This window comes from Streptomyces sp. NPDC096105 (assembly GCF_044763335.1).
Lineage (GTDB): Bacteria > Actinomycetota > Actinomycetes > Streptomycetales > Streptomycetaceae > Streptomyces.
On sequence record NZ_JBIWGC010000012.1, the window covers coordinates 34,285 to 48,437 of the forward strand.

Consider the following 14,153-nt stretch of genomic DNA (forward strand, 5'->3'; position numbering starts at 1 on the left):
CCTCACGTTCGTCCTCCGGTGGTCGACAGTGCGGGCGGTGCCGCCAGTCTGCGTACGACGCGGCAGGCCCGCCCGAGCAGGTGGGGCAGGGGCTGCTCCCGGACGAAGAAGTGGTTACCGGGCAGGGTGCGGGTGACCGCCCGTCCCGCCGTCCAGCGCTGCCAGCCCGCCACCGCCGCGGGCGGCGCCAGCGGGTCGTGCGCGCCGGAGACGGCCAGCACCGGCACCCGGAACGGGCCGCCGGTCACCGGCCGGCGGGCGGCGGCGCGCAGGGCGTCGGCGAGGGCGAGGTCGTCGCGCAGCACCGGCAGCACCATGCGCTGCCACAGGTCGCGGGGGACCGCGTCCCCCGGGCCGGCGCCGACGGCGTCGAGCAGGTCCCGCAGCTTCCCCGGGGACTCGCGGGAGGCGTCGGAGAGCACGGAGCCGGCGTCGGGCGGCGGGCAGGCGCCCACGGCCAGCAGCGCGGGGGTGGGCAGCCCGGCCTCGTGCAGCGCCCGGGCGAGGGTGTAGGCGACCAGCGCGCCGAGGCTGTGGCCGTAGAGCGCGTACGGGCCGGCCGGCGCGCGGAAGCCGTCGAGCAGGTCGGCGAGGAGCGCCTCGCGTCCGGTCGCCCGGGCCTCGCGGCGGCGGCGTTCGCGGCCCGGCAGCAGATGGGGCACGGGCACGGCGCCGTCGCCCAGGGCGGCGGACCAGCCGTGGAAGGCGGAGATCCCGGCCCCGGCGTGCGCGAAGCAGTGCAGGGGCAGCGGCGGTGCGTCGGACATGAACCGTCCCTCCCTCGCGGTCGCCCCGGACGTCCGGGCCCGGTGTGACGCGGGCGTCCGGGCCCCGTCGTCGGACTCGGGTACGCCTCAGGCGGCGTACAGGTTGAAGGTGGAGGTGCGGCGCGGTCCGCACACGACGTCCAGGGCCGGGTCGACGGTGAGCATCGCCTGGTGCAGCCGCTGCAACTGCGGCGACGGCTCCACGCCCAGCTCCTCAATCAGGCGGCCGCGCAGCCGCCGGTAGACGTCGAGCGCGGTGGCCTGCCGGCCGGAGCGGTACAGCGCGACCATCGCCTGCGAGTGCAGTCCCTCGTGCTGCGGGTGACGGGCTATCAGATCAGTGAGTTCGGCGATGAGTTCGGCGTGCCGGCCGAGCCTGAGGTCGACGTCGATGCGCCGTTCCACGGTGCCCAGGCGGCTCTCCTCCAACCGCATGACCTCGATCTCCAGGATCGGTCCGACGCGGACGTCGACCAGGGCCGGGCCCTGCCACAGGGCCAGCGCGTCGCGGAACAGGTCGGCGGCCTGCTCGTCCCTGGCCTCCTCGAAGGCGGCCTGACCGGCCGTCACCAGTTGCTCGTAGCGGTGCACGTCGACGCTCTCCGGCGGGACCTGGAGCAGGTATCCGCCGTGCCGGGTGGCGAGCACCTCCTTGGCCCGGCCGGGTGCGTCGGGCCCCATCGCGGTGCCGAGGCGGCGGCGGAGCTGCAGTATGTACGTCTGCATGGTCGTCATGGCGCTCTGCGGCATGTTGGTGCCCCAGATCTCCTCCATGAGCGTGGGCACGGGCATGACCCGGCCCGGATAGAACGAGAGCAGGGCGAGGATCTGCCTCGGCTTGCCCGCTGTCGGAACGATCGAGACCCCGTTGACGTCGGCGCGCAACGGACCCAGAACCTGAATCTCCATGGTTTCCTCCCCGTACCGGTCCAAGTGGTCGAGGCCCCTCGGTGGCTCAAAGCCGTCGGCCGTTAGGCAAGCTAGCCCCGTTCGGGCCGTACCCCCCGGGATCTCCAGTGGCGTTCGAGCGACTCTCCACGTACGGGCTTCCGCCTTGTCGACGCCCTGCTCAAGAACGCTTGTACGACAGCTGGAGGCGGGCTCGTGGCTCCGTCGCCGGGCCCTCGCGGCGGTTACCGTCCGGAGCGTCCATCCCTCTGCCCTCCGACCGCCCCTGGACCGGATTACCGCCCTCCGCTTCCCGGGTCGCCCCGCCGACGACCACCCGCCGACCGCACCACGCCGAGGGAGCCCTCATGGAACACCCACCGGACGGTGCCCCGCCGATCGCCCGGGGCGGCACCGCCACCGGTCACCGCCCGCCGTCACCCGGAGCCGCCGGGGAGACCGAGTTCCGGCTGCTGGGACCGGTCGGGCTGCACGACGGCACGACCGGCGCGGGCATCGTGCCCTCGGGTTCCAAGCAGCGGGCCCTGCTGTCGGCGCTGGTCCTGCACGCCGACCAGCTGCTGTCCGTCGACCGGCTCACCGAGGAACTCTGGGGCGACCGGCCGCCGGCCAACTCCCAGAACGCCCTCCAGGCCCACGTGGCCCGGCTGCGCAGGCTGCTGCCCGAACCGGGCGAGCGCTCCGCCGGCCACGAGTGGATCAGCACCCTGCCGACCGGCTACCAGCTGAGCCTCGGCCCCGCCACCACCGACGTCGAGCGCTTCCAGCGGCTGTCCGCCCTCGGCCGGGCGGCGGTCTCGACCGACCCCGGGTACGCCGTCCGGCTGCTGCGGCACGCCCTGTCCCTGTGGCGCGGCCCCGCCCTCCAGGACAGCCGCCTCGGCCCGCTGTGCACGAGCGAGGCGGACCGGCTGGAGGAACACCGGCTGACGGCACTGGAGTCGCTGTACGAGGCGAGCCTGCGCTGCGCCCAGCACGGCCAGATCACCGGGGAACTGGAGAAGCTGACCATCGACCACCCGCTGCGTGAACGGTTCTACGACCTGCTGATGGTCGCCCTGTACCGCGGTGGCCGCCAGGCCGAGGCCCTCGGCGTCTACGAACGCGCCCGCCGGCGCCTGGTGGAGGTCCTCGGCATCGAGCCGGGCCCGGCGCTGCGCGCCCGGATGGAAGCCGTCCTCAACCACGCCCCCGACCTGTCCGTCCCGCCCCACCTGCTCCCCCGCGGCGGGCCCGCGACCCTCTCCGAGGCCCTGGAACTCGGCGGCGAGATCGCCCGCCTGCAACGGCGCATCGACGAACTGAGCCGCTCCCAGGACGCCCTCGTACGCCGCTACGACAGCATGGTCGCCCACCTCGCCCACACCGCCGCCGAGCCGGCCGTCCCCTGACAGCGCCCTGACGGGACCTCTGACGACGCCCCTTGACGGCACCCGGCGGGCGCGCACCCCCTGGGGCCCCCTGCCCTCCCCCTGGACCGGGGCGGGCGGAAACCGGGGGTTGTCTGGGGTGCCGCGGACCCGCCCCGGTGTTCCACGCTGCTGTCCGACGTGCCATTGCGCAGCCGTGTCGAGAGGACCGGGAACTCACGTGGACGAGATCATCCAAGCCGTTGCCTGCGGCGGTGACGCCTCGTCGGAGGACTTCGCGGGGCTTCGGCTGCCGGAGTCGTACCGGGGAGCCGTGGTGCGCCGCGAGGACGTGGCCATGTTCGAGGGCATGGCCTCCAGGGACAAGGACCCCCGCAAGTCGTTGCAGGTCCAGCGGGTTCCGGTGCCGCTGCCGGGGCCCGGCGAGGCACTGGTGGCGGTGATGGCGTCCTCGGTGAACTACAACACCGTCTGGTCGTCGATCTTCGAGCCGCTGTCGACGTTCGGGTTCCTCGAGCGCTACGCGAAGCTGTCGCCGCACACCGCCCGCCACGACCTGCCGTACCACGTGCTCGGCTCCGACCTGGCCGGGGTGGTGCTGCGCACCGGTCCGGGAGTGAGCCGGTGGAAGCCCGGCGACCGGGTGGTGGCGCACTGCCTGTCGGTGGAGCTGGAGTCGGCCGACGGCCACGACGACACGATGCTCGACCCCGAGCAGCGGATCTGGGGGTTCGAGACGAACTTCGGCGGCCTCGCGGAACTCGCCCTCGTCAAGTCCAACCAGCTCATGCCCAAACCCGCCCACCTCACGTGGGAGGAGGCCGCCGCCCCCGGCCTGGTCAACTCCACCGCCTACCGGCAGCTGGTCTCCCGCAACGGCGCCCAGATGAAGCAGGGCGACAACGTGCTCATCTGGGGTGCGAGCGGCGGACTCGGCTCGTACGCCACCCAGTTGGCGCTGGCCGGCGGCGCCCACCCGGTCTGTGTCGTCTCCAGCGAGCAGAAGGCCGCGATCTGCCGGTCGATGGGCGCGGAGGCGGTCATCGACCGGGACGCCGAGGGCTACCGGTTCTGGAAGGACGAGCACACCCAGGACCCGAAGGAGTGGAAGCGCTTCGGCAGGCGCATCCGTGAACTGACCGGCGGCGAGGACGTCGACATCGTCTTCGAGCACCCCGGCCGCGAGACCTTCGGCGCCTCGGTCTACGTCACCCGCAAGGGCGGCACCATCGTCACCTGCGCCTCCACCTCCGGCTACCGGCACGAGTACGACAACCGCTACCTGTGGATGTCGCTGAAGCGCATCGTCGGCTCGCACTTCGCCAACTACCGCGAGGCGTGGGAGGCCAACCGGCTGGTCGTCAAGGGGAGGATCCACCCGACGCTCTCCAAGGTGTACGCGCTCCAGGACACCGGCCAGGCGGCCTACGACGTCCACCGCAACCTCCACCAGGGCAAGGTCGGCGTGCTGTGCCTGGCTCCCGAGGAGGGCCTCGGCGTCACCGACCCCGATCTGCGCGCCCGGCACATCGGCGCCATCAACCGCTTCCGCGAAGGGCAGGCTCCGACCCCATGACCCAGCAGACCCCGCGCACCCCCGCCGCGCCGATCGGCGTCGTCGGCCTCGGCTCCGTCGGCGAGGCACTGACGCTCCTGCTGCACGCGGCCGGCCATCCGGTCGTCGGTGTGGACACCGACCTCGACGCACTGGCCCGCGCCGGCACCCGGGTGAAGGCGTCGCCCGCCCCCGAGGGCACACCCGACCCCGTCCTCACCGACGACCCGGCGGCTCTGCGCGGTGCCCGCCTGGTCGTCGAGGCCGTACCCGAGGACCGGGCCGTCAAGACGGAGGTGCTGCGCCGGATCTCCGGGGTCTGCCCGCCCGGCACACCGCTCGTCACCACCACGGCGGCCCTGTCCGTCGCCCGGCTGGCCATCGCCTGCGGGCGCCCCGCCGACCTCGCCGGACTGCGCCTGTTCACCCCGCCCGCCCCGGGCGGACCTGCCGAGCCGGTGCCCACGGGTCTCACCAGCACGCGGACCGCGGACGCGGTGCGCGAGCTGGTGGCCGCCGCGGGACTCACCGAGGTCGAGGTCGGCGCGGGACCCGCCGCCGACGCGAACGCCCTGGTGCTCGGGCTGCTGAACCGCGCGGTCGTCCTGTGCTCGGAGGGCTACGCCCCGCACGAGGACGTCGACACCGCGATGCGGCTGGGCTGCGGGCTGCCGGCGGGACCGCTGGAGACCATGGACCGCATCGGGCTCGACACCGCCCACGCCGCCCTGACGGACCTGTGGCGGCGTACCGGCGACACCGCCTTCGAACCGGCACCGCTGCTCAGCCGGATGGTCGCGGCCGGACGCCTGGGCCGCAAGAGCGGCGGCGGCTTCTACTCCTACGACGAGACCGGCGCCGAGGTCCGGGAGCGGGGCGCCGCGCCGGACGAGACCGGCGCCCGGCCGGTACGCCGGGTCGGTGTCCTCGGCTCGGGCGCGATGGCCCGGGGCATCGCCGAGGTCACCGCCCTCGCCGGCCACCCCACCGTGCTGGTCGCCCGTACCGCGGCGAAGGCGGACGCCGCCCTGGAGTCGGTCGCAGACTCGCTCACCCGCGGGGTGCGCCGCGGCAGGGTGACGCCGGCCGGCCGGGAGGCGACGCTGGACCGGCTGAGCGCCGCCACCGGCCTCGACGCGTTCGCCGACTGCGACCTCGTGATCGAGGCGGTCGCCGAGGACCCGGACGTCAAGCGGACGGTGTTCGCGGCCCTCGGCGAGGCGTGCGCCCCCGGCACGGTGCTGACGACCACGACCTCCAGCCTGTCCGTGGCCGCCTGCGCCGAGGCGTCCGGCCGGCCCGCCGACGTCGTCGGCCTGCACTTCTTCAACCCGGCCCCGGTGATGCGGCTGGTGGAGCTGGCGCACGCCCCCGGCACGGACCCCGGGGTGCTCGCCACCGCCCGTGCCTTCTGCCGGGGGCTGGACAAGACCGTGGTGGAGTGCCCCGACCGCACCGGTTTCATCGTCAACAGCCTGCTGTTCCCCTATCTCGGGGCGGCGCTGGCGCTGCTCGACCGGCCCGGGGCGGACGACCGTGTCGTCGAGCGCACCGACGCCGCCGTGGAGCGCGGATTCGGCTACCCCATGGGCCCGTTCGCGCTGCTGGACACCATCGGCCTGGACGTCTCCCTGGCCATCCAGCACCGCCTGTTCGACCACTTCGAGACGCCGGAGCACGAGCCCTCCGACGCCCTCGCGGAACTGGTGTCGGCCGGGCTGCTCGGCCGCAAGAACCGCCGGGGCCTGCGCACCGGCAGCCGCTGACCCGCCGCCCGGCTACCCCGCGCCGTCGGCGGACCCGGCGGCGCGGACGGCGGCCAGCTTCGCCAGGTCGCCGCGCGATCTCACGCGCAGCTTGCGGTAGACGTGGGTGAGGTGCTGCTCGACGGTGCTGGGCGTGACGTACAGCTTGGCGGCGATGGCGCGGTTGGTGCAGCCGGCCGCGGCGAGCAGCGCGACGCGCCGCTCGGCCCGGGTGAGCACGGCGACGGGGTCGCCGTCCGGGGTGTCGCCCAGGCGGCGCAGCGCCCGCTCGGCGGGCGTCCGCCAGTCCAGTCCGTCCCGGCTCCGCTCGCCCCAGTAGGCCAGCAGGTCGCGGCAGGCGTGGAAGTCGGCGAGCGCGGTCCGCGCCCGTCCGGCGGCCAGCAGATGACCGCCCCTGGCCAGCAGGTAGTGCAGCCCGGCCCGGGTGCGGAACATGGCGTCCGGCACCGGGACCCGCAGCAGCCGCGCCGCCTCCTCGTGCGCCTGCCGTGCGGTCGCCGCGCGCACGGCGGCCGCCAGCGGCATGCCCACGGCCACGCCCCAGGCCGCGGGCGACAGCAGGGCCAGCGCCCGCGCCGCGTGCCCGGCGCCGGCGTCGTACGAGCCGGTGCGGACGTGCAGTACGGCGGTGGTGGCGGCGACGACGGCCTGCCGGGCCGGTGTGGTCCCGGCCGGTTCCGCCGCGCCGGTCAGCTCGCGCCACCGCGCGGCCCGGTCGGTCTCTCCGGCGTACAGCAGGGCGACGAGCAGGGCGGGGACGGAGGGCGGTGGGGCGAGGGTGTGGACGAGCGACTCCAGGACCCGCTCCACCGCGTCGGGTCCTGGTGCCGGACCCTGCCGGCCCGGGCCCGGGTACAGGTGGGCGAGCGCGGTCCGCACCTCACGGGCCCGCGTGCCGTCGCCGGCGCCGGCGGCGCCACGGGCCACCGTGTCGTGCCGGCCGTGCCACAGCAGCAGGGCCGCCGCCTCCGCCCACCGCCCGTCGTCGGGCCGCAGTGCGGCCAGATCGCGTTCCAGGGCGGGCAGATGGCGGATGACGGACGCCGGATCGCTCTCCCACTCGGCGCGGGCGAGCGTGGTCAGCATGCCGTCCGGGCGCTGCCCGCCGTCGTGCAGGCGGTGGGCGGTGCGCAGGAACTCGGCGGCGCGGCGCGCCTGCCCGGCCGGCATCGCGTGCCGGGCCGCCTCCGCCAGTACGGGGACGGCCCACGACGGGGCGTCGCCGGTGCCGCCGTCGGCGGTCCGGGCCGCCTGGGCGGCGACGAGGTGGCCGGCCACGACGGGCGGTTCGGCTCCGGTGTCGTAGAGCACCCGGGCGGCGTGGGCGTGCAGGCGGGCGCTCTCCTCGGCGGTCAGCGACTCCAGTACGGCGGCGCTCACCCCCTGGTGGCGCAGCCGGCCCGCGTCGAGCAGTCCGGTCGCCTCCAGCGCGGCGAGGCTGGGGACCACGGCCCGTTCGGGCATGCCCAGGAACCGGGCGAGCAGCGTCAGCGTCACCTGGTCGGCGAGGACGGCCAGCGCCTTCGCGGTACGCGTCACCGCGGGCTCCGCACCGCGCAGGCAGCCGACGACGGCCCGCCGGAAGGCGGTACCGGCGACCGGCCGGGCGGGACGGACCGGCCCGCAGTCCCGGTGGTCGGCCAGCACGCCGTGCAGCAGCCGCGGGTTGCCGCCGGTGAAGCGGTGCCAGTCGGGGGCCAGCCGCCGGGCCGTCGCCGCGTCCATCGCGCCCGCCGGGCGTGCGCCGAGGAACTCGGCGACCCCGTCCTCGGACAGGGTGCGCAGGGGCACGGGGACGCAGCGCGGGTGCCGCAGCACCTCGGCCAGCGGCAGCGACGGCGTCGTCGGCGGCCGTCCGGCGAGCACCAGCAGGACGCCGGTGGCGGCCAGGCGCCCGCACAGGTAGAGCAGGCAGCGCGCGGACGGTTCGTCGGTGTGGTGGACGTCGTCCACGGTCACGACCAGGGGCCGGTGGGCACCGAGCGCGCGCAGCGCCTCGTACAGCGTCTCGGGCCGGTTCGCGTCCCGGCCGTCCCGTGCGCCGGACGGGGGGCCCGTGCCGCCGGCGGTGCCGCTGAGGAGCTGGCCCACCACGCCGTACGGCAGGCTCCGCTCGGCCTCGGTCGCGCACGCACCGAGCACCGTGGCCCCGGCCTCGGCGGCGCGTGCGGACAGGGCGCGCAGCACGGCGCTCTTGCCGGTACCGGGGCTGCCGGTGAGCGCGGCGGCACTCCCCCTGCCCTGCCCGGCGTCCGTCAGCAGCCCCTCCAGCAGTCGCAGCGGGTCCTCCCGCCGGATCAGGTCCCCCACCGTCCCCACGCGCTCACCCCGTCGTCGGCGCCGGTTCGGGCAGGGTCACCAGCCGGGGGGCGGACCGGCCCCACGGGAAGCCGTGGTGGAGCTGGAGGGCGGGCGGCGCGTCGGAGTCGGCCAGGACGGCCACCGCGACCAGCACGTCGGGCACCGGCTCCAGTTCGACGAACCGCCACCGCCGCTCGGCGTCGTTCCCGGGCGGCTGGAACCCGAGGACGCCGCGGTCCTCGGCCAGCCTGAAGGAGAACGCGTCGAAGGGCAGGCCGAGCCCCAGCCCGCGTGCCTTGGAGTACGCCTCCTTCAGCGTCCACAGCCGCAGCAGCCGCCGGTCCCGGGGGCGGCCGGGCGCGGCGCGCGCCACCCAGGCCTGTTCCGAGGCGGCGAACGTCTCCAGGACCGCGTCGAAGCCCTGGTCGCCGCGGTCGAGCCGTTCCACGTCCACGCCGATGCGGTGCCGTCTGACCACGCCGAGCAAGTTGTGCCCGCCCGCGTGCGAGAGGTTGAAGTCCAGCTCCCGGCCACCGCGCGGCAGCCCGTCCGGCGGTTTCTGCAGGAACGGCCGTCCGCGCGAGGAGCGCCAGATGACGGCCTCCGCCTCCGGCAGGCCGCACTCCAGGGCGAGTACGCGCCGAACGAGGGCGTGCGCGACGAGGTACTGGCGCCGGTCACGTTCGAAGAGGAAGCGGCCGGCGATCTCCTGCTCGTGTTCGTCCAGCCAGTGCCGGGCCAGGACGGCCGCGATGCCCGGGGCCAGTTCGTCGTTGGGACAGAACCACAGCTTCACGGGTTCGGTGCCGTCGGTACGCTCCAGGACGGCCGGGCCGCCGGCCGCGTGTGCCTCGTCGTTCATCCCGTCGGCTCCGGTTCCCGCGGGGCGCCGGCGCCGTCGGTGCTCAGCCACAGCGGCCTGCGCAGGTGGACGGAGGGCGGCGGTTCCGCGGGTGCCGTGCCCGGCGAGGCGGCCTCCAGCGCGGTCCAGTCGACGTCGACGCCGTTCAGCCAGAGCCGGGTCACCTGCGCCCGGTGTCCGGCGCGCCACAGGGCGGTGAGGTAGTCGCGGGTCTGCGGCAGGCCGCCCAGGTCCATCGGGTCGGCTCCGCCGCGCAGGTCGGCCGTACGGGCCTCCTCGCCGGCGCTTCCGGTGTCCGCGAAGCGCCGCAGCGCGGCGATGACGCCGGGCGCGTCCGAGGCGGGCAGCGCGAGCCGGCACGGCAGGGCGGCGCGTCCGGCGCGCAGGGCGCGCGCGAGGCCCGCGGGCAGCGCGCCGGCCGGGTGGCCTGCGTCGGCGGCCCCGGCCAGCCAGTCGGCGAACCGGCGGGCGGTGGCGGCCAGATGGGCGGGCGTCGGGGCCGACAGCAGGAACGGCCCGTCGTCGCCGCCGGGTTCCTCCCCGGCCGGCGCCTCGGCTGCCGGGTGCTCCTCGACCACGGCCCGTGCCGCACACCCGCCGTCGGCCGCGATCTCGACCGTGGCGGTACGCGGCAGTTCCCGTCCCGTGTCGTCGCACGTCCGCGGCCAGGGGGCCGCCGCGCCCCGGCCGTCGCGGGGTGCGAGGACCCCGTGCCGCACCTGGAGCACGGCTGCGGTCAGCGCCGCGATCCCGGTGGCCGCGCCGGCCGAGCCGATCCGCCGGGCGGTGCTCTCGCGGGTCTCGTGCGCCCCGTCCGTCCGCTGGTGGGTGCGGGTGTCGGCGGGGCGGTCGCGGTGCCGGGCGGTGCGGCCGTCGGCGGTGTCGCGGATGACGGCGTGCACCCGGTCCCCGTCGTCGAGCGCCCGGCGCAGCGGTTTGAGCACCACGGCGCCCACGCCCTCACCGGCGCCCTCCCTGATCCGGGAGGGGTGCAGCAGGAGTTCGACGCCTCCGACGACGGCTGCCGCGCACTCCTCGCGGCGCAGCGCGCCGACGGCGAGGTGGAGGGCGGTCAGGGCGGAGCACTCCGCGGTGTCGACGGCCCGCGCGGGCCCGGTCAGCTCCAGTGCCGAGGCCAGCCTGCCGGGCAGGCCCCCGTGGCCGGCCGCGGGGGCCGGGCGTCCGTCGGTCCAGGAGGCGGCGGCCAGGAGGGCGTAGTCGTGGCTGCTCGCGCCGACGAACACGCCCAGGGCGCGCGGCGGTCCGCCCGGGGTGGTCAGGGCGTCCAGCCGTGAGCCGGTGCACCCCGCGTTCTCCAGCGCTTCCCAGGCGACCTCCAGGAAGAGCCGTTCCTGCGGGTCCGTCAGGGCGCCCTCGGCGGGCGTGATGCCGAAGAACTCGGGGTCGAACTCGGCCACGTCGTCCAGGAAGTGGCCGCGCCGGCCGGGCGGCGCCGGGGCGAGGCCGGGCCGGGTGACGGGCACGGCGCGGGACGTGTCGCGGCCGGTCCGCAGGTTCTCCCAGTGGGCGTGCAGGTCGGGGGCGAGCGGATAGCGGCCGGCGATGCCCACGACGGCGTAGCGGTCCTCCACCGCCGGACGCCCAGGGGGCGGCACGGCACCCGGCTCGGCGTACCACGGGCCGGGAGGCGGCGCGTACGGCCCGGCGGACGGCCGCGCGTACGGCTCGGCGGACGGCTCCGCGTCCAGGGGGACGGGCGGGTCGGCGTCGGGCCGCACGGACGGTTGCGCGTACGGCTCGGCGGGGGTCGCGGCGGGCGGCTGTACGGGCGGCTGCGTGTACGGGTCGCCGGGTGGTGCGGCGGGGGGCCGCGCGTACGGGTCGGTGGGCCGGGGCGCCGTCTCCGGCCGGGTCCTCGTGAGCGGGGGGTCCGCGCGGGGCCGCGGGGGCGCGGTGTCCGCGCGGGCCTGCCGTGCCCCGGTCAGCAGGCGGGCGGCGTCGTCCCGGCCGAGGGTCCCGGCCTTGAACCGGGTGAGGATCTCGCGTTCGTCCATCGGGCACACCGGTCCGTTCAGGCCTGCCGGGGCAGCAGGGCGAGGGCGTCGTCCACGGAGATCCGGTCCTCGCGCACGGCGTCGAGGAGGTCCGCGAGGTCCGGGGAGCCGCCCGGGGCGGGTGCGTGGCGGGCGGTGAGGGAGGCGATGTGCGCGGCCATCGCCGCCAGGTTCGGGTGGTCGTACAGCGTGACGGCGCGCTCCCGCACGCCGTAGATCTCATTGACCGTCGCCACGAACTCCGCGCCGAGGATGGAGTCGATGCCCAGGACGTTGAAGGCGGCGGTGGTGCTGATCTCCCAGGGGTCGCAGCACAGGATGCGGGCGAGTTCCTCGCTCAGCACGTCCAGTACCGCCTCCTGCGCCGAGGTGTCGGTCCGGGTCTGCCCGGACGGCGCGCCGGTGTGCCCGCGGCCGGGGCCGGCCGCCGGGGAGGCGGCGGGCGCCTCCGGGACCGGCCGGTGAGCGGGTGCCGGGGCACCCACGGGCCGCATGCCGGAGTGGTCCGGTGCGTCGGCCCGGGTGGTGGTGCCCGGACCCGCCCCCTCGCGGGCCACGTGCCGGGCGAAGGCCTGTGGGGTGGGGTGGTCGAACAGCGCGTCGGGTTTGACGGCGAGGCCGTGGCGCGCGTTGACGGTGGCGACGAACTCGACGATCAGCAGCGAGTCGAGGCCCAGCGACCGGAACGTCCGGGCCGGGTCGATCTTCTCGGGCTTGAGGTGCAGGACGGCGGCGAGTATCCCGACGAGGTCGGTCAGCAGGCCCTCGGGGGCCGGTGCGAGGCTCGTGGGCGGGCGGGTCCGGCTGCTGTCATAGGACATGGTCTGACTCCTGGGGTTCCGTTCCGGAGGGCCGGTGACGGACGGGGCGAAGGTGCGCACGGTCCGCCGGGTGGATGGGCGGGAGGCCACGTTCAGGCCACCTCGGCGGGCCGTGCGCACAGGTTCGTGGAGTGGACGTCGTAGCGCCCCACGTGCGCGGCGGGGACGAGGGCGGGCAGCAGGAACTCCCACAACGCCGCGACCCGCCGTCCGGGTTCACCGGGACCGGTGCCGGTGCGGGACAGTGCCGCCAGTCCGTACACGGCCGCGGACAGCACGGTCTCCGGCCCTTCGGCACCGAGGTGCTCGCGCAGTTCCCCCGCCGTCCGGGCGCGGGAGACCAGCCGCAGCACTTCGGTGATCCATGCCTGCCGGACGTCGGCGACCGGGGGCTGCCGCCCGCTGCACTCGTCGGTGATGCGCAGACCCGCCCGGACCACCGGGTCCTCGCGCAGCACCCGCGTCAGCCAGTGCGAGGTGTCGATGAGGCTCTGCACGGCCGGCACGCCGGCCTCGCGCTGCCGGTGCGCGAAGTCGCGCAGCACGGCGTGCGCCTGTTCCTGCACGGCGTCGACGAGACCGTCCTTGGAGGCGAAGTGGAAGTACAGGGCGCCCTTGGTCATGCCCGCGGCGTCCGCGATCTGTTCGAGGGAGGCGCTGGCGTAGCCGTGCTGGTCGAACATCCGCGCCCCGGCGCGGACCAGCCTGCGTCGCGTCCTCTCCGACCTGGCCTGCATACCCGTCCCTCCCCGCCTACCCGACGCGGCTGAGCCGCTCACCACCGACGGCCGCGCCGACCGGCACGGACTCGGGGCCGGACATGAGGATCGAACGCTGCATCCGGCGCAGGCCCGCGGAGGGTTCCAGGCCGAGTTCCCGGACCAGGGCGTTGCGCAGCCGCTGGTAGACCTCCAGGGCCTCGCTGCGCCGGCCGGAACGGTGCAGGGCGAGCATGAGCTGGCCGTGCAGGTTCTCGTGGGTGCGGTGGCGGCTGACGAGCACGGTGAGCTCGCCCAGCAGTTCGCGGTGGCGGCCCAGCCGCAGGTCGGCCTCGATGCGCTGGTCCAGCGCGCACAGCCGGGTCTCCTCCAGCCGCCTGGTCTCGATCTCCAGTTGGGCCCCGGTCTGCACGTCGGCCAGCGCGCCGCCGGTCCACAGCCCGAGGGCGTCGCGCAGATAGCGGGCCGCGCCCGCGAAGTCGTCGGCGTCCATGGCCCGGTAGCCCAGGCCGGCCAGCCGCTCGAACTCGTGGACGTCACTGGTGCCGTCCGACGTGTTGAGCAGGTATCCGCCGGGCAGGGTGACGAGCACGTCCTTGGCGGTGCGCCCGGCGGTGTTCTCCGGGTCGCGCCGCAGGGCGGCCGAGATCAGCTCCCGGAGCTGGAGCACGTACGTCTGGAGCGTGGTGCGTGCGCTGCGGGGCGGCCGTTCGCCCCACAGTTCGTCTATGAGCGTCCGGACGGGCACCACCTGGTCCGCCTGGAGGGCGAGCAGCGCGAGCACCTGACGCGGCTTCGGTGCTGTCGGGGTGACCGAGATACCGTTTTCCCTGACGCTGAGCGCCCCCAGAACGTCGATGTCCATGCCGTCTCCCCTATCCCTGCATGAGTCGTCCTGACACAGCCGCTTCCTGGCATGCCCCCAACTAAAAAACAGGACAGTTGGTTTGTCAATACCAAACCAACCATGCTGTTTTATTTCCACGGACGCACTTGAGTGCCGCTGGAGCTGAAGATAAAGCCAACAAAACCGACATTTTTACCGACTGTACGGTCTTTTCATTGAAG

The 14,153-nt window shown here is 75.4% G+C and carries 11 protein-coding genes; 3 read left to right on the top strand and 8 right to left on the bottom strand.

All coding sequences use genetic code 11. The features are described 5' to 3' along the window. Window positions 1-2 precede the first annotated feature (2 nt). Both ACIQ8B_RS19975 and ACIQ8B_RS19980 read right to left on the bottom strand, forming a co-directional pair. On the bottom strand, window positions 3-767 hold the full coding sequence (locus ACIQ8B_RS19975; protein WP_403548386.1) for a thioesterase II family protein: 765 nt from the start codon (window positions 765-767) through the stop codon (window positions 3-5). Window positions 768-854: 87 nt separating this feature from the next. Continuing rightward, complete coding sequence (locus ACIQ8B_RS19980) at window positions 855-1,676, bottom strand: AfsR/SARP family transcriptional regulator (protein ID WP_190005782.1); 822 nt, start codon at window positions 1,674-1,676, stop codon at window positions 855-857. A 347-nt stretch (window positions 1,677-2,023) separates the two neighbouring features. Here ACIQ8B_RS19980 and ACIQ8B_RS19985 point away from each other — a divergent pair, with 347 nt between their 5' ends. From ACIQ8B_RS19985 to ACIQ8B_RS19995, 3 genes are all read left to right on the top strand, one after another. Further along, window positions 2,024-3,067 carry a BTAD domain-containing putative transcriptional regulator gene (locus ACIQ8B_RS19985; protein WP_403548388.1) on the top strand — a complete coding sequence of 348 codons (1,044 nt, stop codon included), beginning with the start codon at window positions 2,024-2,026 and terminating at the stop codon, window positions 3,065-3,067. A 199-nt stretch (window positions 3,068-3,266) separates the two neighbouring features. Further along, window positions 3,267-4,622, top strand: coding sequence for a crotonyl-CoA carboxylase/reductase (gene ccrA / locus ACIQ8B_RS19990; protein WP_403548391.1), 1,356 nt, complete (start codon window positions 3,267-3,269; stop codon window positions 4,620-4,622). Continuing rightward, complete coding sequence (locus tag ACIQ8B_RS19995) at window positions 4,619-6,367, top strand: 3-hydroxyacyl-CoA dehydrogenase family protein (protein WP_403548393.1); 1,749 nt, start codon at window positions 4,619-4,621, stop codon at window positions 6,365-6,367. The genes ccrA and ACIQ8B_RS19995 overlap by 4 nt, the downstream gene beginning before the upstream one ends. A gap of 12 nt (window positions 6,368-6,379) precedes the next feature. On the opposite strand, the gene ACIQ8B_RS20000 is transcribed toward ACIQ8B_RS19995, so the two are convergent. From ACIQ8B_RS20000 to ACIQ8B_RS20025, 6 genes are all read right to left on the bottom strand, one after another. Beyond that, the gene (locus ACIQ8B_RS20000) at window positions 6,380-8,686 is read right to left on the bottom strand and encodes an AAA family ATPase (RefSeq protein WP_403548395.1); all 2,307 of its coding nucleotides are present in this window, start codon (window positions 8,684-8,686) and stop codon (window positions 6,380-6,382) included. A 4-nt stretch (window positions 8,687-8,690) separates the two neighbouring features. After that, window positions 8,691-9,530, bottom strand: a complete 840-nt coding sequence (locus tag ACIQ8B_RS20005) for a 4'-phosphopantetheinyl transferase family protein (protein WP_403548397.1) — start codon at window positions 9,528-9,530, stop codon at window positions 8,691-8,693. Beyond that, on the bottom strand, window positions 9,527-11,545 hold the full coding sequence (locus tag ACIQ8B_RS20010; protein ID WP_403548399.1) for a beta-ketoacyl synthase N-terminal-like domain-containing protein: 2,019 nt from the start codon (window positions 11,543-11,545) through the stop codon (window positions 9,527-9,529). Before ACIQ8B_RS20010 ends, ACIQ8B_RS20005 begins: the two co-directional genes overlap by 4 nt. Before the next feature lie 17 nt (window positions 11,546-11,562). Next, window positions 11,563-12,366, bottom strand: coding sequence for an acyl carrier protein (locus tag ACIQ8B_RS20015; RefSeq protein WP_403548401.1), 804 nt, complete (start codon window positions 12,364-12,366; stop codon window positions 11,563-11,565). A gap of 92 nt (window positions 12,367-12,458) precedes the next feature. Then, complete coding sequence (locus ACIQ8B_RS20020) at window positions 12,459-13,103, bottom strand: ScbR family autoregulator-binding transcription factor (protein ID WP_403548403.1); 645 nt, start codon at window positions 13,101-13,103, stop codon at window positions 12,459-12,461. Between the two features lie 16 nt (window positions 13,104-13,119). Beyond that, on the bottom strand, window positions 13,120-13,950 hold the full coding sequence (locus ACIQ8B_RS20025) for a BTAD domain-containing putative transcriptional regulator (RefSeq protein ID WP_403548405.1): 831 nt from the start codon (window positions 13,948-13,950) through the stop codon (window positions 13,120-13,122). Window positions 13,951-14,153: the final 203 nt, after the last annotated feature.